This window comes from Prevotella sp. P5-108, assembly GCF_002251385.1.
Classification (GTDB): Bacteria; Bacteroidota; Bacteroidia; order Bacteroidales; family Bacteroidaceae; genus Prevotella.
The window spans coordinates 127027-147416 of sequence record NZ_NPJJ01000008.1; the positions used below are offsets into that span (position 1 = coordinate 127027).

16 protein-coding genes and 3 pseudogenes are annotated in these 20390 nt (G+C 55.8%); 13 read left to right on the forward strand and 6 right to left on the reverse strand.

Translation table 11 applies throughout. The annotated features are described in order from the left end of the window. Positions 1 to 536 precede the first annotated feature (536 nt). From CIK95_RS01540 to CIK95_RS01560, 5 genes are all read left to right on the forward strand, one after another. On the forward strand, positions 537 to 1865 hold the full coding sequence (locus tag CIK95_RS01540) for an ATP-binding protein (protein ID WP_094466079.1): 1329 nt from the start codon (positions 537 to 539) through the stop codon (positions 1863 to 1865). A 169-nt stretch (positions 1866 to 2034) separates the two neighbouring features. Beyond that, a complete protein-coding gene (folP, locus tag CIK95_RS01545) occupies positions 2035 to 2880 on the forward strand; it encodes a dihydropteroate synthase (protein ID WP_094466080.1) in 846 nt (281 codons plus the stop codon). A 1-nt stretch (position 2881) separates the two neighbouring features. Next, a complete protein-coding gene (cdaA, locus tag CIK95_RS01550; protein ID WP_022310698.1) occupies positions 2882 to 3655 on the forward strand; it encodes a diadenylate cyclase CdaA in 774 nt (257 codons plus the stop codon). A gap of 130 nt (positions 3656 to 3785) precedes the next feature. Continuing rightward, positions 3786 to 4829 (forward strand): phosphate acetyltransferase, encoded by a 1044-nt coding sequence (gene pta / locus CIK95_RS01555; RefSeq protein WP_094385523.1) that lies wholly within the window; start codon positions 3786 to 3788, stop codon positions 4827 to 4829. Positions 4830 to 4851: 22 nt separating this feature from the next. Beyond that, positions 4852 to 6054, forward strand: a complete 1203-nt coding sequence (locus CIK95_RS01560; protein WP_022310700.1) for an acetate kinase — start codon at positions 4852 to 4854, stop codon at positions 6052 to 6054. A gap of 122 nt (positions 6055 to 6176) precedes the next feature. On the opposite strand, the gene CIK95_RS01565 is transcribed toward CIK95_RS01560, so the two are convergent. Next, positions 6177 to 6890, reverse strand: coding sequence for a hypothetical protein (locus CIK95_RS01565; RefSeq protein WP_144007679.1), 714 nt, complete (start codon positions 6888 to 6890; stop codon positions 6177 to 6179). Positions 6891 to 7296: 406 nt separating this feature from the next. On the opposite strand from CIK95_RS01565, the gene CIK95_RS01575 reads away from it, so the two are divergent. The 5 genes and pseudogenes from CIK95_RS01575 to CIK95_RS01595 all read left to right on the forward strand — a co-directional run bounded on the left by CIK95_RS01575 (position 7297) and on the right by CIK95_RS01595 (position 12560). After that, positions 7297 to 7746, forward strand: a complete 450-nt coding sequence (locus CIK95_RS01575) for a hypothetical protein (RefSeq protein ID WP_094385529.1) — start codon at positions 7297 to 7299, stop codon at positions 7744 to 7746. Between the two features lie 140 nt (positions 7747 to 7886). Further along, positions 7887 to 9220: pseudogene (locus CIK95_RS01580) on the forward strand (TolC family protein). A 61-nt stretch (positions 9221 to 9281) separates the two neighbouring features. After that, positions 9282 to 10460 (forward strand): efflux RND transporter periplasmic adaptor subunit, encoded by a 1179-nt coding sequence (locus CIK95_RS01585; protein WP_094387767.1) that lies wholly within the window; start codon positions 9282 to 9284, stop codon positions 10458 to 10460. Between the two features lie 37 nt (positions 10461 to 10497). Further along, positions 10498 to 11268, forward strand: a complete 771-nt coding sequence (locus CIK95_RS01590; RefSeq protein WP_094466081.1) for an ABC transporter ATP-binding protein — start codon at positions 10498 to 10500, stop codon at positions 11266 to 11268. Between the two features lie 53 nt (positions 11269 to 11321). After that, positions 11322 to 12560, forward strand: a complete 1239-nt coding sequence (locus CIK95_RS01595) for an ABC transporter permease (protein ID WP_094466082.1) — start codon at positions 11322 to 11324, stop codon at positions 12558 to 12560. A 77-nt stretch (positions 12561 to 12637) separates the two neighbouring features. Here CIK95_RS01595 and CIK95_RS01600 read toward each other — a convergent pair whose 3' ends face one another. After that, on the reverse strand, positions 12638 to 14791 hold the full coding sequence (locus tag CIK95_RS01600) for a TonB-dependent receptor (RefSeq protein WP_094466083.1): 2154 nt from the start codon (positions 14789 to 14791) through the stop codon (positions 12638 to 12640). 1 nt (position 14792) lies between these two features. Between CIK95_RS01600 and CIK95_RS13540 the strand changes: the two genes are divergently transcribed. After that, a complete protein-coding gene (locus CIK95_RS13540) occupies positions 14793 to 14918 on the forward strand; it encodes a hypothetical protein (RefSeq protein ID WP_256387365.1) in 126 nt (41 codons plus the stop codon). A gap of 203 nt (positions 14919 to 15121) precedes the next feature. On the opposite strand, the gene CIK95_RS01605 is transcribed toward CIK95_RS13540, so the two are convergent. From CIK95_RS01605 to CIK95_RS12670, 4 genes are all read right to left on the reverse strand, one after another. Then, positions 15122 to 15490 (reverse strand): hypothetical protein, encoded by a 369-nt coding sequence (locus CIK95_RS01605; RefSeq protein WP_094387763.1) that lies wholly within the window; start codon positions 15488 to 15490, stop codon positions 15122 to 15124. A gap of 104 nt (positions 15491 to 15594) precedes the next feature. After that, entirely contained in the window at positions 15595 to 16248 is a 654-nt protein-coding gene (locus tag CIK95_RS01610) for a DUF4476 domain-containing protein (protein WP_094385538.1), read from the reverse strand. A gap of 387 nt (positions 16249 to 16635) precedes the next feature. Continuing rightward, positions 16636 to 17964 carry an inositol-3-phosphate synthase gene (locus CIK95_RS01620; RefSeq protein WP_094387760.1) on the reverse strand — a complete coding sequence of 443 codons (1329 nt, stop codon included), beginning with the start codon at positions 17962 to 17964 and terminating at the stop codon, positions 16636 to 16638. A gap of 57 nt (positions 17965 to 18021) precedes the next feature. Beyond that, positions 18022 to 18267: a hypothetical protein gene (locus CIK95_RS12670; protein WP_022310711.1), complete on the reverse strand. Its 246-nt coding sequence runs from the start codon at positions 18265 to 18267 to the stop codon at positions 18022 to 18024. Positions 18268 to 18352: 85 nt separating this feature from the next. Between CIK95_RS12670 and CIK95_RS13395 the strand changes: the two are divergent. Both CIK95_RS13395 and tyrS read left to right on the forward strand, forming a co-directional pair. Further along, a pseudogene (locus tag CIK95_RS13395) lies at positions 18353 to 19402 on the forward strand (endonuclease/exonuclease/phosphatase family protein); the annotation flags it as partial. Positions 19403 to 19669: 267 nt separating this feature from the next. After that, a pseudogene (gene tyrS / locus CIK95_RS13400) lies at positions 19670 to 20278 on the forward strand (tyrosine--tRNA ligase); the annotation flags it as partial. Positions 20279 to 20390 lie beyond the last annotated feature (112 nt).

The following is a 20390-nucleotide window of genomic DNA, read 5'->3' on the forward strand; positions in this document are numbered from 1 at the left end:
CGCAGAGAGACCCTCGCCCATATCGCAAGGACAGCTGCTGGCACCGCGATGACGATGGCTGGCTCGTACCAATAGGCACGTGGGCACGTATCTTACGTCACGAGCCCACGGTTCAAATGCCACGAGCCCACGGTTCATATGATACGAGCCCGTCACGATGGTCACCACGCCGCCGACGGGCTGATATGCAGTGGGTTGCGGGCTACTCGGTGGAAACAGCATAAATGGCGTTGCCTGCAAGAGCCCTCAGACTGGTCGCAGAGACCACTGGAGCACATGGCGAAAGCCACACTCTGCTTTGGCAGACTACAGCGATAAGGGCAGAGAGCGTAACTATTTTGCCCAGGCGGGCCGTCTTTTCTCCATTTTTCTTTGCTTTTTCGCCAATTTGTCTTATCTTTGCAGCGGAAAGTCCCTTGAAAAATGTGCGCAGATCCATAAAAAGTCCCTTGGAAAATGTGCGCGGTTTCAAGAAAAGTCCCTTGAAAAATGTGCGCGGTCACAATACCAACAACCACTAATTCGCTAAGAGCCAAATGTTTCAACGGAAAATCGAGAAGTATCTCAAAGAATGGAAGAACGATGAGCACAAGATGCCCCTCATCATTAAGGGATGTCGCCAGTGTGGAAAGACATACTCAGTGCTCGATTTTGCCCACAAAAACTATGAGCATGTGGTCTATCTCGACTTCTTCCAACACCCGGAATACAAGGCTGTGTTTGGGGGTGGTCTGGACATCGACATCCTCTGTATGACGCTTTCCACCCTAATCCCCGATTGCAACTTCGTGCCTGGCAAGACCTGCATCATCTTTGACGAGATACAGGAGTGCCCACGTGCGCGCACTGCCTTGAAATTCTTCAAGACCGACGGCAGATACGATGTCATCGGCACTGGTTCGCTACTGGGTGTCAGCGGTTACCATACCAGCGAGTTGACCGAAGGCCCTATCCCCGTGGGTTATGAGACCATCATCGACATGTATCCTATGGATTTCGAGGAATGGCTTTGGGCCAATGGCATCAACGATATGACCATCGGCTATCTGCAACGCTGTCTGGACCAAAGGACTCCTGTGCAGGAAGCTGTCCACGAGAGGATGCGACAGTTGCTGCTGCAGTATTGCATTGTCGGCGGAATGCCAAGAGCGGTGAGCGTGTTTATGGAGACCCACAACATGCAGTCCGTTCTGCATATGCAGCAAGCCATCGTTGATGAATACAAAGTCGATATGCAGAAATACGCACCCCAGGAAGACAAGCCACGCATACGGGAATGTTTCGAGTCGATACCACGTCAGTTGAGCAAGGAGAACAAGAAGTTCGCCTACACCACCGTGAGGCCTGGCGGCAGAGGCCGCAACTATCAGGGCAGTCTTCAATGGATTGAAGATGCCGGCATCATACGTCGCTGCTACAACCTCTCAACACCCGAGCTCCCCCTTGACGGCAACGCCATCACCGACCAGTTCAAGGTGTATATGGCAGACACGGGCCTTTTCATCAGCATGCTCGAACAGGGCACTGCGGCCGACATCCTGAGAGGCAATCTCTATGGATACAAGGGTGCCATCTTCGAAAATCTCGTGGCCGACATCTTCGGCAAAATGAATCGCAAGCTCTATTATTTCCGCAAGGATTCGGGCCTGGAGATTGACTTCGTTACAAGATACAACGACGAATGTACGCTGGTAGAAGTTAAAGCCAATAACGGCAACATCAAAAGCGCCAAGACCATCCTTGGCAACCCCGACAAGTATCATGTATCGAGTGTCATCAAACTGGGTGATGTGAACATTGGCACAGCTCCGCAGACTCTCATCCTGCCGCTCTATATGGCCTTTCTGCTCAAGGACTGTCATTAAGGGCTGGCGGGCAATCCCCTATATCATCGAGGCGACTCTGCGTGAGCCTCCGCTGGCGCTATCTATAGATAAGGTAGGCGTCGCCTCAACAATGCAAATTAGAAAAAACATTTGTTTTTTCTTTGCATTGTCTTCGACTTGCACTACCTTTGTAACATATTAAGATAACATGGAATATACGCTGAATATACGTGGACGCCTTATGGACCTTTCGCATCCGCAGGTCATGGGAATAATCAATGTGACGCCCGACAGTTTCTACGAGGGCAGCCGCAAGCAGACCGAGCGCGAGATAGCTATGCGCGCAGAGGAGATACTGACCCAGGGCGGCAGCATGATAGACATCGGAGCCTTCTCGACCCGTCCGGGTGCCTGTGAAGTGAGCGAAGAGGAAGAGGGACGGCGATTGCGCTGGGCTCTCGACATCGTGCGCCGCGAGGTGCCCGATGCCGTGGTCTCGGTAGACACCTACCGTCCGGCACTCGCCCGTCGGTGCATCAACGACTGGGGTGCCGACATCATCAACGATGTGAGCGAAGGCGGTCTGACGGGCATCGTCAACACGCCGATACACGAAGCGGAAAGCATGTTTGACATAGTGGGCGAACTGAAGTGCCCCTACATTCTCATGTCGGTCAAGCCCACGCTGAGGGAGATGATGAAAGCCTTTGCCGGAGAGATACAGCAGCTGCGCGACCGCGGCGCCAAGGACATCATACTCGACCCAGGATTTGGCTTCGGCAAGACCCTCGAGCAGAACTATGAGCTCATGGCCGGCATGGCCGAACTGCAGGCACTCCATCTGCCCGTTCTGGTGGGCATATCGCGCAAGTCGATGATATGGAAGCTCATCGGGGGCACTCCCGCCACATCTCTGCCCGGCACCACAGCCCTCCACGCACTGGCGGTGGAACACGGCGCCTCGATACTGCGCGTCCACGATGTGGCAGAGGCAGTACAGACCGTGGCGGTGGTAGAGAAAATGAAGCAATCACTAACCAAAGAAGTTATATAACGTGTTTTTTGATTTTGGCATAAAAGACATAATCGACATCCTGCTGGTGGCGCTGTTGCTCTACAACATCTACCGGCTGATGAAGGAAAGCCGGTCGCTCAATGTGTTCATCGGCATCATGGTGTTTGTGGTGTTGTGGCTCTTCGTGACCCATGTACTCGAGATGCGTCTGCTGGGAGCCATCATGGACAAACTGGTAAGCGTGGGTGTACTGGCCCTGCTCATCCTCTTCCAGGAAGAGATACGCAAGTTTCTGTACAGTCTGGGCGCCCATCAGCGGTTCAAAAACATCTTCCGCCTGTTCTACACCGCCACCAAGAAGGAGGATGAGGACAAGGAGGCCATCATGCCCATCGTGATGGCATGCATGAACCTGTCGCGCGGCAAGGTGGGCGCACTTATCGTCATCGAGCGCACCACCCCGCTGACCGATATCATGGAGACGGGCGATGTAATCAATGCCAACATCAACCAGCGGCTCATCGAAAACATCTTCTTCAAGAACTCGCCGCTGCACGACGGTGCCATGATTATCGCCCACCGCCGCATCCAGGCTGCGGGCTGCATCCTGCCTGTGAGCCACGACATGGACATCCCCAAGGAACTTGGTCTGCGCCATCGCGCCGCCATGGGCATCTCCCAGAGCTCTGACGCCATAGCCATCGTGGTGAGCGAAGAGACGGGCCGCATAGCCGTGGCCATCCGCGGTACTTTCAGACTGAGACTCTCTGCCGAGGAACTCGAGAGTATCCTCGCCCAACAGCTGATAAGCTGAGGGCAGAGACAAAGAAAAAATAGATGCGTGCAAAGGGGTGATTATCAAAAAAAATTACTACTTTTGCAGCGGCTTAACGTGAACCGCTAAAACCATAAGGAACTAAGTTAAGAATAGATATAGAATTACTATGGATTTATTACAACAGATTGTAGCGCGCGCCAAAGCAGACAAGCAGCGCATCGTGCTTCCTGAAGCTGAAGAGGAACGCACTCTTAAGGCAGCCGACAAGGTATTGGCTGACGACATCGCAGACATCATTCTCATCGGCAACCCTGCCAACATCCACAAGCTCGCCAAAGAGTGGGGCTTGGAGAATATCGACAAGGCTACGATTGTGAATCCATCTGACAATCCCAAGAGCGAGGAATACGCCGCTCTGCTCGCCGAACTCCGCAAGAGCAAAGGCATGACTATCGAGCAGGCTCGCGAACTGGTGAAGAACAACCTGTACCTCGGTTGTATGATCATCAAGACCAACGGCGCCGACGGTCAGATTTCCGGCGCACTGAGTACCACTGGCGACACACTGCGTCCAGCTCTGCAGATAATCAAGTGCGCTCCCGGCATCTCATGCGTGAGTGGCGCTATGCTGCTCATCACTGACCAGAAGCAGTATGGCAAGGACGGCGTAGTAGTCATGGGCGACGTGGCTGTAACCCCCAACCCCACTGCCGACCAGCTGGCCCAGATAGCCTACACCACAGCCCAGACCGCCCACAGCGTGGCTGGCATCGAAGAGCCCCGCGTGGCTATGCTGAGCTTCTCGACCAAGGGCAGCGCCAAGGATGCCAAGGACAAGGCTACCGGCAAGAGCGTCTACATCATAGACAAGGTGATTGAGGCCACACAGATAGCCCACGACAAATATCCTGAACTCAAGGTAGACGGCGAGCTGCAGGCCGACGCCGCCCTCGTGCCCGCTGTGGCAGAGAAGAAGGCCAAGGATTCTGACATCGCCGGCAAGGCCAACGTGCTGGTAGTGCCCAACCTCGAGGTAGGCAACATCGGCTACAAGCTGGTACAGCGTCTGGGCGGAGCCATCGCCATCGGCCCCATCCTCCAGGGTATCGCACGCCCCGTCAATGACCTCAGCCGCGGCTGCTCGGTCGACGACATCTACTACATGGTCGCCATCACCGCCTGCCAGGCACAGGACGCCAAGAAAGCATAACCGTTAAAACAAGAAACAGACAATGATAGTATTAGTATTGAACTGTGGCAGCAGCTCCATCAAGTACAAGCTGTACAATATGGACGACGAGAGCGTGCTGGCACAGGGTGGCGCCGAGCGTATAGGCTTGGACAACGCCTTCGTGAAAGTGACACTCAAAGACGGCAGCAAGGAAAAGGTAATGCACGACATGCCCGACCACAAGGAAGGCGTGAAGTTTGTATTCAGCCTGCTGCTCGACCCCAAGTATGGTGCGCTGAAGAGCCTCGACCAGATTGACGCTGTAGGTCACCGCATCGTGCAGGGTGGCGACCTCTTTGAGAAGAGCTGCATCGTAACCAAGGAAGTAGAGGACGGTATCGAGAGCCTCTGCGACCTGGCTCCCGTTCACAATGCAGGCCATCTGCGTGGCATCCGTGCCGTCGACGCACTCATGCCCCATACTCCCCAGGTGACTGTCTTCGACAACGCCTTCCATTCGACTATGCCCGCCTACGCTTATCTCTACGCCGTGCCCTACGAGCTGTACGAGAAGTACCACGTGCGCCGCTATGGCTTCCACGGAACCAGCCATCGCTATGTCTCTCAGCGCGTGTGCGAATACCTGGGTGTGGATATCAAGAAGCAGCGTATCATCACCTGCCACATCGGCAACGGCGCCTCGATTGCAGCCGTTCAGTATGGCAAGGTAATCGACACCTCTATGGGTCTGACCCCATTGGCTGGTGTGATGATGGGTTCGCGCTCGGGCGACATCGACCCCTCTGCCGTAACCTATCTCATGGAGAAGCTGGGCAAGACTCCCCAGGAGATGGCAGAGTTCCTGAACAAGGAGAGTGGCGTGGCCGGCATCACCGGACTCAGCTCTGACATGCGCGAGGTAGAGGCTGCCGACAAGGCTGGCGACGAGCGTGCCCACCTGGCCCTCCAGATGTACAACTATCGCATCAAGAAGTACATCGGTGCCTACGCTGCTGCCATGAATGGCGTCGACATCATCGTGTGGACCGCCGGCGTCGGCGAGAACCAGGAAGGTGTGCGCTGGGACTCTTGCTCTGGCCTGGAGTACCTTGGCGTCAAGATGGACAAGGAGCGCAACCACTGCCGCGGCGTCGAGCAGGTTCTCTCTGCCGACGACTCCAAGGTCAAGGTGGTTATGATTCCTACCGACGAGGAAATCGTTATAGCACGCGACACCGTAGAGCTGGTATCTAAGGGCAAGTAAAAAAGACTCGCAAGCAACACATGGCACCATCATGGTGCTGCATACACCAAAAGGAGAGCCATCCGTTCAACCTATAGGCTGAGGCGGATGGCTCTCCTCGTTTTATCCAAATTATCTGCCAATTACTCGGTTAACAGATAGAATGACCGCTGCGCCAGTTCGGTATGATTATATCCCTTGGCATCTTCATACTTGAGCAAGCCACATATACTAAATGCGGACACAAGCGACTGCATATCATAGACTCCTTCATATACTATTGGGTAACTTGGACGGTTCTCTGATTTGAAATTCATATTATCAATCTCCACCTTTAGTCCAGATACACTATAAGGAATCAACCTGAAATTCGAGAAAACAATATTGCCATTCTTGTTTTTATTTACCCGAACCTCGACCATCACATGGGCATCATAACCATCTATTTCCGAATAGACGATATACTTCATCTGCTTAGATCCATCGGCATTGGGCGACACCATAAAGGGCTTTAGAAACGCAGTCTCAGGATAAGAATCGTAATAGTTGGGGGCGTCCTTCAGTTGCTTTATCTGCTTCAAGTTCTCTTCAGATAGCAATCTCTTTATGCCGCTTACATAGGTGCTGATGCGTTCCTTTGTAAGATTGCGTTGCTTGAAGTAGTCATAATTCACCCAATAATACTTAGACAGCATAGCCAACGAGTCATACTGTGCATCGGTCACCTTGTTCTTAATCCATGCGGGCGGCAATTCTCCACGCTTAGTATGTGGCATATAACCAGGGACATGATTCTGCCCATAAGCCCAGCATAGTGCCATCAGCAACATGCTTATCAAAATCGTAATTCTTTTCATAATTATCAGCATTGAGGTTTGTTTTTTATAAATTGTTCGTATAAATCACAAGTCGAATAATCACTAACAGGGTATTTCCAATAATTATTATACTTCGGGGAGTTTGCCCAATTCGGTATAATCGAGCGATACGTTCTCCTCTACATAGGTGGTGACAGACGAGGCCTTGGCAGTTGTTAGCATATCGTTAGCGTTCTCGCTACAGGAAAACAAAAGCATCACATTAATAAAAAAGAATGGAATGCTGTAAAGAATAAACTTTTTCATGCTTTTCTTTTTTAGGGGTTTGACAATGGTGATGTTATCAATGAGCTTATGATATGTCGCAAATTTAATGGATTTTTCTGATAATGAGCAAATATTTTGTGTTAAAAAATCAACATATTATCAATAATCACATAATCGTTTGAAAATAAGCGAGCTGATTAACAAAAACATAACTAATAAAATTTGGTCAGACAAGATAGTCGACTTGTTCCGTAAAGCCATACATGAAAGGAACTCGAACCCTTCCGCAATAATCCCCAAGGCATCGTGGACAGAACGTTTGGACTATCTGCTTAAAATAAATATCGGCAACCTCGGCAAAAAGTTTGAGACATTCAAAAAGGGATTGATAAAGTGCCGTGACCACATCTTCAACTTTCTTGAAGACCCACTAATACCATCAGGGAATAACGGAAGTGAACACGGAATACGCAAGTTGAAAATCAAACTGAAAAACTCCTGTACATTCCGCATCGGTTTAGGAGCAGACGCTTTTCTCGAATTACATTCAATTATCGAAACAGCAAAGAAACACGACAAAACACCATTCAAGCCTTATTCGGGGCTTGAAGACTTGCCATGGTCCTAACGCTGGATAGTTACTCTCGGGCACAGTAATCACAAAAGTTGTTAATAATCATGTCTGACAATAATCTTTTGTCCATCAAAAACATCATTATACTGACAAAACCATCCAAAATAAAGGTAAAAAGAAACAACAAGATGATTATGAACAGGAACTTCAAACTATTCATGGTGGCGTTGCTCCTTGTGACGGCGCCTGCGGTGACCCACGCTAAAGAGTGGACGCTCAAGGACTGCATCGACTATGCCCTTGCCAACAACATCGCGCTTCAGAAGACGCGGCTCGCCAAGGCCAGCGCCAACGAGGACTATCTCCAGTCCAAAGCCGCGCTGCTCCCCTCGCTCAGCGCCAGTACCAGCCACAACGTCAACTACACACCCTGGATGGCCAGCGGTATCAGCGGCGACGGTTTCTCCAGAGCCAGCGTCGACAAGGTCTACTACAACGGCACTTACTCGGTCTCGGGCAACTACACCCTCTGGAACGGCAACAAAAATCATAATCAAGTCAAGCTCAACAAGCTCGCTACAGAGGCAGCCCAACTCGACTCAGCCACGCAGGCACTGAAGTTGCAGGAACAGATAGCCCAACTCTATGTGCAGATACTCTATTCTACCGAAGCCGTCAGGGTAAACGAGGAGAGCTGTGCCTCGAGCAGACAGAACGAAGAGCGCGGCAAGGAGATGGTGAGCATCGGCAAGATGAGCCAAGCCGACCTCGCCCAGCTCACTGCCCAGCGCGCGCAGGACGAGTACAACGTGGTGCAGGCGCAGAGCAACGTGAAGAACTTCAAGCGCCAGCTCAAGGAACTCCTGCAGATTACCAGCGACGAGGAATTCGACATCGCCACCCCCACCACTACCGACGACATGGCGCTCGACGCCATCCCTGCGCTCAACGGCGTCTACGCCGCCGCTCTCGACAACCGCCCCGAGTTTAAGACATACCAGAACCAGCTGGCACAAAACGAGCTGAGCATCAAGATTGCAAGGCTGGCAAGCTGCCCACCATCAGCGCCAACGCAGGCATCTCAACCAACAACACATCGATGAACGACAACGCCCTGGCCCGCCAGCTGAAGACCAACTTCAACATGGGCGCCGGCATAGGCATCAGCATCCCACTCTTCGAGAACCGCACCACCAAGACACAGGTCAACAAGGCGATTATACAGCGCGAGAGCATCCAGCTTGACCTCAAAAACGAGCAGACTTCACTCTATTCGACCATCGAGAACTACTGGTTACAGGCGTCAACCAACCAGAGCCAATACAAGGCAGCCAAAGCCAGCAGCGAGAGCGCCCAGACCAGCTACAACCTGTTGAGCGAGCAGTTCAGGCTGGGCCTCAAGAACATCGTCGAGCTGCGCACCGGCAAAGACAATCTGCTCATGGCCAAGCAGAACGAGCTCCAGGCCAAATATCTCACCATCCTCAACGTCAATATGCTCAAGTTCTACAGAGACGGACGCCTTTAGAGCCGTCTTGCCAACGCTTATTGACATCACAACGCACAACAAAAAATAGACATACACGATTATGAAGAAACTGAGAATCAGCAAAATCTGGATTGCCGTCATCGTGGTGGCAGTCATCAGCATTGCTGCCTGGGCACTCTCCGGCGGCAAAGAGAAGGAGGAAATCAACTTCAAGCAAGACCAAGTGGCGCTGAAGACGCTGCAGAACAGCGTGACCGCCACGGGCACCATCGAGGCCGTAACCTCTGTCACCGTGGGTACGCAGGTGAGCGGCATCGTCAGCAAGCTCTATGTAGACTACAATACCCAGGTCAAGAAGGGACAGGTGATTGCCGAGCTCGACAAGACCAATCTCATGAGCGAACTCAACATCGCCAAAGCCAACCTCGCCAGTGCCCAGAGCACCCTCAAGTACCAGACCGCCAACATGGAACGCTACCAGACGCTCTTCAAGAAGGGACTGGTGAGCGCCGATGAGTACGAGAACGCAATGCTCACCTACCGTCAGGCCAAGGAGCAGACAGCCTCGTCGAGAGAGAGCGTACAGAGAGCGCAGACCAATCTGGGTTACGCCACCATCACCTCGCCCATCGACGGCACCGTGATTTCCAAGAGCGTGGAGGAAGGCCAGACCGTGGCTGCCAGCTTCAACACCCCCGAGCTCTTCACCATCGCCAAGGACCTTACCAATATGCAGGTGGTAGCCAATGTCGATGAGGCCGACATAGGCGGCGTCAAGGAGGGCGACCGCGTCACCTTCACCGTCGACGCCTACCCCGACGATACCTTCGAGGGCGAGGTCAAGCAGGTGAGACTCGAGCCTACCACCACCAACAATGTGGTGACCTACGAGGTGGTCATCTCTGCCCCCAACGCCGACCTCAAGCTCAAGCCCGGACTCACCGCCAACGTCACCATCTTCACCCAGGAGCGCGCCGGAGTTCTCGCTGTGCCCAACAAGGCTCTCCGCTTCACTCCCACCAAGGAGACCGTGGGCAAGGACATGAAGATTGTCGACTGCAAGGGCAAGAACAAGGTATGGACGCTCAGCGACAAGGTGCTCACCGCCCACCCCGTCACCATCGGCCAGACCGACGGCATGAACACCGAAATCACCAAGGGTCTGAAGCAGGGCGACAGGATTGTGACCGAGATTGTGGTCAACACCCCCGATGCCGACGAGGCTCCGCAGCAGAGCCAGGGACTCATCTCAGGCCCCGGCCCAAGAAAGAAGAAGTAAGCCAAGGACAGGATAACCATATACAGAAAGGACTATTATGGCTGATACAACCAACAACGACAACCGCCGAGTCGTGATAGAGCTCGACCACGTGCGCCGCGACTTCCAGGTGGGCGACGAGACCGTGCACGCCCTCAAGGGAGTGAGCTTCAAGATATACGAGGGCGAATTTGTCACCATCATGGGCAAGTCGGGCTCGGGCAAGTCCACCCTGCTCAACCAGCTTGGCTGCCTCGACACGCCGTCGAGCGGCGAATACTACCTCGACGGTGTGAGCGTGCGCACCATGAGCCGCAACGACCGCGCCATTCTGCGCAACCGCAAGATAGGGTTCATCTTCCAGAACTACAACCTGCTCCCCAAGACCACCAGCGTGGAGAATGTCGAGCTGCCGCTCATGTACAACCCCGCCGTGGGTGCCGACGAGCGCAAGGAGCGTGCCATCGCCGCACTCGAGGCCGTAGGACTGGGCGAGCGGCTCTACCACAAGAGCAACCAGATGTCGGGCGGACAGATGCAGCGCGTAGCCATAGCCCGCGCGCTGGTCAACAACCCCGCCGTAATCCTCGCCGACGAAGCCACGGGCAACCTCGACACGCGCACCAGCTTCGAGATACTCGTGCTCTTCCAGAAGCTCTACGCCGAGGGGCGAACCATCATCTTCGTGACCCACAACCCCGACATCGCCCGCTACTCGAGCCGCAACATCGAGCTGCGCGACGGCCACATCATCAGCGACACCCCCAACGAGCACATACTCTCTGCCGCCGAGGGGCTGGCTGCGCTGCCTGTGTCCACCGACGAGTAGCCCCCAGGTGACACTCACCCACAACAAGACCATCACAAACCAAACAGAAGGATATGAATTATCAGAATCTATTCAAGATAGCCCTGCGTGCCATAGGCGCCAACAAGATGCGCTCCTTCCTCACCGCCCTGGGCATCATCATCGGCATCGCCGCCGTCATCACCATGCTCGCCATAGGTCAGGGTAGCAAGGCCAGCATCAAGGCCAACATCGCCGAGATGGGCAGCAACATGATTATGATATCGCCCGGAGCCGACATGAGGGGCGGCGTGAGACAGGACGCCTCGTCCATGGAGACGCTCAAGCAGGCCGACTACGAGAGCATCAAGGAAGACTGCAACTACATCAGTGCCATCTCGCCCACGGTCAACAGCGCGGGGCAGTGGATTTACGGCAACAACAATACCCAAAGCTCCATCTACGGCGTCAATCAGGACTACCTCAGTATACGCCAGCTCAAGGTCGCCGACGGTGAGATGTTCACCGACGCCGATATCAAGGCGTCAGCCAAGGTCTGCATCCTCGGCCAGACAGTGGTCGATTACCTCTTCCCCGATGGCAGCGACCCCATCGGCAAGGTAGTCCGCTTCAACAGCATCCCCTTCCGCGTCGTTGGGGTACTGCAGAAGAAAGGCTACAACAGCATGGGAATGGACCAGGACGACCTGGTGCTTGCCCCCTACACCACCGTCATGAAGCGCATCATGGCCCAGACCTACCTCGGAGGCATCGTCTGCTCGGCCATCACCGAAGAGGCGTCCGAGCCTGCCCAGAACCAGATTACCGACATCCTGCGCCGCAACCACAAGCTCAAGGATGCCACCGACACCACCGAGGCCGACGATGACGACTTCAACATACGCTCGCAGGAGGAAATCTCGAGCATGATGAACTCCACCATGTCTACCATCACCATCCTCCTGGGCAGCGTCGCCGGCATCTCGCTGCTCGTGGGCGGCATCGGCATCATGAACATCATGTATGTCTCGGTCACCGAGCGCACCCGCGAGATAGGACTCCGCATGAGTGTGGGCGCCCGAGGCATCGACATCCTCAACCAGTTTCTCATCGAGGCCATACTCCTTTCGGTGACAGGAGGCATCATCGGAGTCATACTGGGAGTGACCCTCTCGCTATGCCTCAACACCTTCCTCCACATCGCCACGCAGATAGAGCCGTGGAGCATCATCATGAGCTTCGCCGTATGCACCCTCACCGGCGTTTTCTTCGGCTGGTATCCCGCCAAGAAGGCAGCCCGTCTCGACCCCATCGAGGCCATACGCTACGAATAATGTCACCCTCACCACGGGAGCCATCACTCCCAAAGCTAAAAAAAGCAGCGCCGTCACTGGCGCTGCTTTTTTGGTGGTTATAGGACTATCGGTACCATGAGTTTCAGACACACGTTGCGGCCCATATTGTAGACGCCGCGGCGCCCGGTCTGGGGGTTGGTGTCGAGATACTTCAACCGGCTCAGATGGCTCTGGTAGACACGGTCGGTAAGGTTCTCGCCCGCGAGGGCGAGGGTGCAGATGCGCCGCCCACGGCTCTTGATGTCGGCGCCGGCATAGAGATTGAGCAGCGTATACGACGGTGTGGGAGTCTCGGTGTCGTTGGCGGTATAGCAGTGGTTCTGCCGCAGATTGCAGTCGGCCTCGACCTTGACATAGAGATGGTCTACCCAGCGGCTATTGCATATCAACTCGTATCTCACATCGACTCTCCAGCGCGGCGCAGGGGTAAACGGCAGATACCGCGATTCTACTGGCTGGTGCAGCTGCACCGAGTTGACATAAGAGAAGGCGTTGCCGATGTGCAGGCGCTCCACAGGGTGCACGTCGACACTCACCTCGCCGCCCAGGATGCGGGCGTCGCCCGAGCTAAACTGGTAGACAGGCGTGCCGTCGATGACCACGGGGCGCTGCTGAGCGTCGGCCATACGCTGGCTGTATACATAGTGGTCTATGCGATTGGCAAACAGCGCCACCTCTGCCGACACCAGCGTCGACGAATAGGTCATGCCGAGGTCCATCTGCCAACTCTGCTCCGGCTTCAGCGCCTGGTTGCCCAGCTCGTATCGGCTCGTGCCCTCGTGCACGCCGTTGGCAGAGAGCTCGCTGATGTTGGGCGCACGGAAGCCACGTGCCAGATTGAGCTTGAGCTGCAGTCCGTCGGCCACCTCATAGGCCATGCCCACGCTGCTGCTCACGCCGTCGAAGCCGCGCCTGAGCTCCTTGAAGCGCCAACCGCCGTCGGCCTCAGCATCGGCGAGGGCGTCGCTGTGCAGATGACGGTGGTCCACTCTCACGCCGCCACTCAGACTGATGCGGCCCATCTCCCGGCTCACTGTGGCAAACACGCCGTAGTCGAAGAGCCTGTAGGCGGGTATCAGAAACTCCTCTCCCCGGTTGAGCGACCGTTGCCACATGCCGTTGATGCCCGTAGAGAATTTCCATCCGCCCCTCTCGGGCGAGAGGTAGTGCAGGTCGTAGTTGACGGTATGGAGCATGAAGTCGAGGCCACACTCCTGGGGATGCTCCTCGTCCTCAAACTCCTGCCGGCGGTTGTGCTGGTAGCCCAGGAGCAGCCTTATGTTGCCCTCGCCCACCATCCATGAGTTGTCTGCCACCGCCTTGTAGTGGTGTATCTGCTGATACGGCATGGGCTTGCCATAGCTCTTGGGGTCGTAGCCTTGAGGCACCTCCAGCGCGCCAGTGTGCGGGTCGCGCTCGCCCTCCACGATGCCGGGCGTGAGGTGATAGTAGCTCAGCGTGAGATGCGTGTGGCCCTGGCGGTAGTTGCATCCGAGCAACTGGCTCAACGACTGCTCGCGCAGGGACGATCCGTAGACATAGCCGTCATAGGCGTTCTTGTAGGCATGGGCCATCTTGCCGCTGTAGCGCGTGTCCCACACCATAGCCCCCTTGTGTCCGGCAAAGTCGAGCGAGTAGTCCAGCAGCCCGCTGTTGGTCTGATAGTCGGTGGCGACATTGGCGCTCATGTCGCCAGCCATCGGCACGGGTGAGCGATGGAAGATGATGACGCCCGCCATAGCGTCAGAACCGTACATGAGGCTGGCAGGCCCCTTGAGTATCTCTACCGAGTGTACCGAGTGAGGGTCTGTCTCCACGCCGTGCTCGTCGCCCCACTGCTGGCCTTCCTGCCTGATGCCGTCGTCGACCACCACCACGCGGTTGTAGCCCAGTCCGCGTATCACCGGTTTGGAGATACCGCTGCCGGTGGTAATCTGCGCCACGCCGGGCTGGCGGGCTATGGCGTCGATGATGTTGGTGGCGGGCTGCATGGCCAGCTGGCGGGGCGAGATGAGGGTTACGGGAGCGGGCGACTGGCTGAGTCGCTGGCTGCCGGTGAGCCCGGTCACCACCACCTCGCCGAGCTTCACGGTGGTCTCGGTCAGGGGCAGATGGCGTGTAGTGTCTTGCGGCTCGTTTATAGCCATAGCCGGGGCTGTGGCCGACGCGCACAGGGCGGTCAGCCATATCGTTGTCTGTATTGTGTTCATTTTGTTTCTACTTATTATGTGTATCGACGACCGTTGCGCCACGGCGCGGGCATGCCTGTCGTGCCCCGCCGCTGCTGCGGTGGTCATCATCTGTGATGGTCTGGGGTGGCGCCGTGGTCATGGATAGCGGCTCGTATCATTTGATACGTGGGCTCGTTTCGTAAGGCACGTGAGTTCGTAACATAAGGCACGCGTCCACGTATCATCCGTCACGAACCGGCAGCAGGGCTTGCGGCGCCGCCAGAGATGGCTCCGACAACAGGCAAGGCAATGCGCCGCGACCGCTATAGACGACCACGAAAGGCTGGGGAAAAATGGCTGCAACGGCTGTTACAGTCCAGAGACATAATAAGGAGGTGCTCGGGCTGGGCTGGCGGCGTGGGCGCGGCGCATACAGGGGGCTGCGGCCACACGGCGCAACATGCAGAACGGCACGGCAATGACCGCGCACGTGAGCAGGAGTGGTGGAAGATAGGGTATACTCTGCAACTGGCAGAGCACACAGGCATGCAGGGCGGGCTGGAAAGCCACCAGGTGGCCGTCGTGATGTACATTGCGGGCGCAGTCTTCACAGTAGAAGGCAGCATCGGCCTCCTGCACGCCATCATGGCGGTGCAGCGTGACGGCCAGCAGCATGGGCACATAGACCAACAGCAGCAGCCATGAAGAGCGCAGACGCTTGTAATTGGTATCCTGCATACGACTGCAAAGTTAATCATTTGCTGCCTAAGTCAAAGGCAAATCTCCTGATTTCTATCTACTGTTTATCTTTTTTTGCAGATACCCACGCCACCATCGGCGGTCTATCGGCTGCGGCTGATGATGTCGGCAGCCTTGTCCTTGTCGCTGTCGAAGGTGAAGAGGCGGTAGATGGTGGCAGCGTTCTGCACATCCACGATGCGCGACGCCATCAGTCCGAGCACCTTGAGCCGCTCGTCGCTGAAGGAGAAGAGCTTCATCAGTTCGGCGGTCTGCTGGCAGGTGAAGCAGCAGCCCAGACACGCCACCTCTATCAGGTCGTACTTGGTAGAGTCAAAGCCCGCACGCTGTATCTTGCCCCGCAGTATGCCAAACGAGGATTCGTCGAGGCTGGCGTCGTAGTAGCCGGGCACTATGGGGCACCCCACCTCGCCACCGCGACGGGGCTCGCGGCTGCCTGCCGCCCCGCTCTCATAGACGGGCACCAGCTGCGAGTCGTAGGAGACTACGCGTCCGCTGAGGTCAAAGCCTATGAGGGTTCTACGTACATTGCCCGAGAGCGATACGCCGCTGCGGTATTCCCATCGGTCGCCCGAGGCATCGAAGCTGGTCAACTTGGGCTTGCCGAGTATGGCCTCTACCTGCTGTTTGGTCATCCCGCGCTCTACGGTCTTGCTGTTCTTGGCGAGTGCAGACTGGCATACTGCCAGCATCATCAGTGTTGTGGCGATTAGCGCCAACCATTCATTTCTCTTCATGGGTCTCTATGTGTTTATGGATGTGATTGTATCTATCTTATGCCTGCAAAGTTAGCACATCTGCACGCAGCAGCCGAGACATAATCCCTAAAGGTGGCGGGGGAATTCCCTAAAGATGCAGAGGGATTGACCCGCTGCCGCCAGGCAGGCGCTGCTGTGAGCGGTAGCAAATCTCGGAGAACTTGCTCTCGCAGATATTTGTCGCCGCCCACGACTGCCAAGGGCACAGCCCTGAAAAGCCACAAATCTTTTTGTATCCTATTCGCTATGGCCATTTGCTGCAAACGCCCCACAGCCTCATCCCCAAAAGCAAACGGCAACGCACTGGGCGCTGCCGTTTGTTCGGGAGTCCTGTCTACAGGATAGAAATATGTAGAGGGGCGTGGGTTAGTCGAGCTCTTCGTCAGCCTCGTAGCCACCCATCTCCCGGATGGCGTTCTTGAGCATGGTGTGCTGCTGGTAGAGGTTGTTGACGGGCTCTTCGCCACGGGTATAGTCGTGCATGGGCGCTTTGAGGAAGAAACTCAGGAAGCGCTGGATGCCATAGCGTCCGGCACGGGCGGCGAGGTCGCTCAGCAGCGCCAGGTCGAGCAACAGCGGAGCGGCGAGGATGGAGTCGCGGCAGAGGAAGTTGATCTTGATCTGCATGGGATAACCCATCCATCCGAATATATCTATATTGTCCCATCCCTCCTTGTTGTCATTGCGCGGCGGATAGTAGTTGATACGCACCTTGTGATAATACTGCGTGTCCTCGTCGTTGCCATGTCCGTAGAGGTCGGGCTGGTCGGTGGGCTTGAGGATGGTCTCGAGGGTAGAGAGCTTGCTCACCTCCTTGGTGTGGAAGTTGGCGGGCTCGTCGAGCACCAGTCCGTCGCGGTTGCCGAGGATGTTGGTCGAGAACCAGCCACTCAGTCCGAGGCAGCGCGTACCGATGATAGGCGCAAAGCCACTCTTGACGAGCGTCTGTCCGGTCTTGAAATCCTTGCCGGCAATGGGCATGTGGGTCTGCTCAGCCAGCTGCCACATGGCGGGTATGTCGACCGTGGTATTGGGGGCGCCCATGATGAAGGGGGCACCCTCTGCCAGCGCTGCATAGGCGTAGCACATAGAGGGAGCGATGTACTGGCGGTCGTCGGCCTTCATGGCAGCCTCAAGGGCTTCGAGGGTGCCATGCACCTGCATGTCGACAGGCACATAGATTTCGGTGGAAGCCGCCCAGAGCACCACGATGCGCGCACAGCCATGCTTGCGCTTGAAGTCGCGTATGTCCTGACGCAGCGCCTCGACCATCTCCCATCGCGTGTGGCATGGCTTGACATTGTCGCCATCGAGCCGCTTGGCATAGTTGCGGTCAAAGGCTGCCGGCATGGGCACCACCTGCTCCAACTCGTCGCGCACGGGCAGGATGTCCTTCTCCTGGAGCACCTGGGCATACATGGCTGCCTGGAAGGCATTCTGGGGATAGACATCCCAGGTGCCGAAGACGATGTCGTCGAGCTGCGCCAGCGGCACGATGTCTGAATAATGGAGATACTGGCTGTCGGAGCCGCGTCCCACGCGTATCCGGTCGTACTGGGTCATCGACCCTATGGGCTTGGCGAGACCTCGGCGGGTCATAAACACACCTGTCATGAAGGTGGTGGACACGGCGCCACAACCTACAAGCATAATTCCCAACTTGCCATCGGCTGGGAGAACATTGGTTTTTCTCATACTACACAATTAAGTTACACCGCAGAGCAGCCATAAGGGCTGGCGCTGCACGATAATTCATAATACACTCGCTGCAAATGTAGAGAAAGTTGGGTGAAGGGCAATGCCTCGGATGTGTTTTTTATGAAAAACGTGGCTGTTTTTCACATTTTTTGCGAGTTCAGGACTACCCGTCAGCCAACTATCACTGGCAACGGGCACACAGACAGCCCCCACTCGGGCGGACGACAAGGCGGCAGAGACGGAGGCGGAACCACGATTTGTCATGAAAAACAAAGGATTTATGGCTTTGCTCTTGCTCATTTTGCGATTTATTGCGAACTTTGCAGTCTACAAATAACTTACTACACAGACAACCGAAGAGATGAAGACCACAACCCTCGCCCTGATGAGAAGCGCCGTACTGGCGCTGCTCGCTACCATTGTGTCTACAACCATAGCCACCAAAGCACAGACCCCGACCGGGAAAAACCGGCAGAGGGTGGCGTCGTACAACATACAGCACGGTATGGGTATGGACGGGCGCCTGGACTATCTGCGCACAGCCCGGGTGCTCGAGAAAATCAATGCCGACGTGGTGGCGGTGCAGGAGGTGGACAGCATGACACGCCGCACGGGTCACACCTATGCCCTGGGCGAGATAGCCGACGCGATGCGCTACTATGCCTCGTATGCCGCGGCCATAGACTTCGACGGCGGCCGATACGGCATAGGCATCCTCTCGCGACAGCGTCCGCTGCGGATAGAGCGTAGGGCACTGCCCGGACGCGAGGAAGCACGCGCCATCATCGTGGCAGAGTTCAAGGACTACGTGTTTGCCGCCACCCACCTGTCGCTGACCGAGGAAGACCGCATGGCGTCGCTCGCCATCATCACAGAGATGGCACGGACGAGCCGCAAGCCCTTCATCATAGCCGGCGACATGAACGCCGAGCTAGGGTCTACTTTCATCGGCGAGCTGGAGAAAGACTTCCATATCTGCAGCAAGAACGCCAAGTCGTGGCCCGCAGACTCTCCGCAAGCCTGTCTGGACTATATCGCCGCATACAAGAGCTATGGCGACGTGAAGCGGCCGGGAGCCGACGACGAGTGGGCCAACTACCGCCCCTATGTGGGCGAACCAGCGGTGACGCTCAATGCGCAGGTGGTCAACACGCAGGCGTCGGACCACCGCCCCATCTACGCCGACATCGTACTGCCCACGCCCACAGCGCAACTGCTCACCACGCAGCCCTATCTGCAACTGGCGACAAAGACATCGATGAACGTGATGTTCCAGACCAACTGCGTGGGCCACTGCTGGATAGAATACGGCACCGACACGCTCAACACCCGCAGGGCTCGCGCTCTGATGGACGGCCAGGAGGTGTGCTATGACATCGAAAACAACATAAAGCTCGACCATCTGCAGCCCGGCACCCGCTACTACTACCGCGTGTGCGTGCAGGAAATCCTGCACAAGAGCGCCTATGCCAACCACTTCGGCGGCGACACGCTGCGCACGAGGTTCTACTCGTTCCGCACTCCGGGCGATGACGGCGACTTCGGCTGCCTCGTCTTCAACGACCTGCACGACCAGAGCAAGACATACGGTAGGCTGAGAGAGCTGGCCAAGGACGAGGACTACGACTTCGTGATATTCAACGGTGACTGTCTGCCCGAACCGCGCAACCGCAACCACGCCATCGACATGATACACCGTCTGGCCGATGGCAAGAAGTTCGGCAAGACCGAAAGCGGAAACGTATGGCTTGACCGCAACCGTACCACTCCCTATGCCTTCTATCAGTTCTGGCTCAACGTCAGTGATGATGATGCCGAGAAGTATATCAAGATATTTACCTCGCTCGACCGCGAAACAATCGAGGCATTGGTGGCAGAGCATCGTCAGGATCCCGGTCGCCGTGTACTGCAGAAGCGTCTGGCCGAGGAAGTGACCACGATGGTTCACTCGCACGAAGACCTCGAGATGGCAATGGCTGCATCCAATATCCTCTTCGGCAAAGCCACCAACGAGCAATTGCGCCAACTCGACGAAGCCACGCTGCTCGATGTTTTCGCCGGCGTTCCGCACTTCATGCTGTCCAAAGACAAACTGAACCAGCCTGCCGTGGAAATCTTTACCTGCGACGAGGCCAAAGTGTTCGCAAGCAAGGGTGAGATGCGCAAGCTCGTACAGGGCGGTGGCGTATCGCTGAACAAGGAGAAACTTGCCACATTCGACCAGATGGTCACAGCCGATGACCTCATCGACGGCAAGTACCTGCTCGTACAGCGTGGCAAGAAAAACTATTATCTGATCACCGTTGTGTGACATCCGAATATCTGCCTCGACACAGGGCAGGCATCATCCTGTCCTGACACGCATACAAATCCAAAATCCGTGCACGCCGTTGCACAGATTTTGGATTTTTTTAGGTTTTGAG

Coding starts and splice junctions, on each gene's coding strand:
- CIK95_RS01540 (WP_094466079.1), top strand. CDS start 537: ATGTTTCAACGGAAAATCGAGAAGTATCTCAAAGAATGGAAGAACGAT.
- folP (WP_094466080.1), top strand. CDS start 2,035: ATGGAATATACGCTGAATATACGTGGACGCCTTATGGACCTTTCGCAT.
- pta (WP_094385523.1), top strand. CDS start 3,786: ATGGATTTATTACAACAGATTGTAGCGCGCGCCAAAGCAGACAAGCAG.
- CIK95_RS01560 (WP_022310700.1), top strand. CDS start 4,852: ATGATAGTATTAGTATTGAACTGTGGCAGCAGCTCCATCAAGTACAAG.
- CIK95_RS01565 (WP_144007679.1), bottom strand. CDS start 6,890: ATGAAAAGAATTACGATTTTGATAAGCATGTTGCTGATGGCACTATGC.
- CIK95_RS01585 (WP_094387767.1), top strand. CDS start 9,282: ATGAAGAAACTGAGAATCAGCAAAATCTGGATTGCCGTCATCGTGGTG.
- CIK95_RS01590 (WP_094466081.1), top strand. CDS start 10,498: ATGGCTGATACAACCAACAACGACAACCGCCGAGTCGTGATAGAGCTC.
- CIK95_RS01595 (WP_094466082.1), top strand. CDS start 11,322: ATGAATTATCAGAATCTATTCAAGATAGCCCTGCGTGCCATAGGCGCC.
- CIK95_RS01600 (WP_094466083.1), bottom strand. CDS start 14,791: ATGAACACAATACAGACAACGATATGGCTGACCGCCCTGTGCGCGTCG.
- CIK95_RS01605 (WP_094387763.1), bottom strand. CDS start 15,490: ATGCAGGATACCAATTACAAGCGTCTGCGCTCTTCATGGCTGCTGCTG.
- CIK95_RS01610 (WP_094385538.1), bottom strand. CDS start 16,248: ATGAAGAGAAATGAATGGTTGGCGCTAATCGCCACAACACTGATGATG.
- CIK95_RS01620 (WP_094387760.1), bottom strand. CDS start 17,964: ATGAGAAAAACCAATGTTCTCCCAGCCGATGGCAAGTTGGGAATTATG.
- CIK95_RS12670 (WP_022310711.1), bottom strand. CDS start 18,267: ATGAGCAAGAGCAAAGCCATAAATCCTTTGTTTTTCATGACAAATCGT.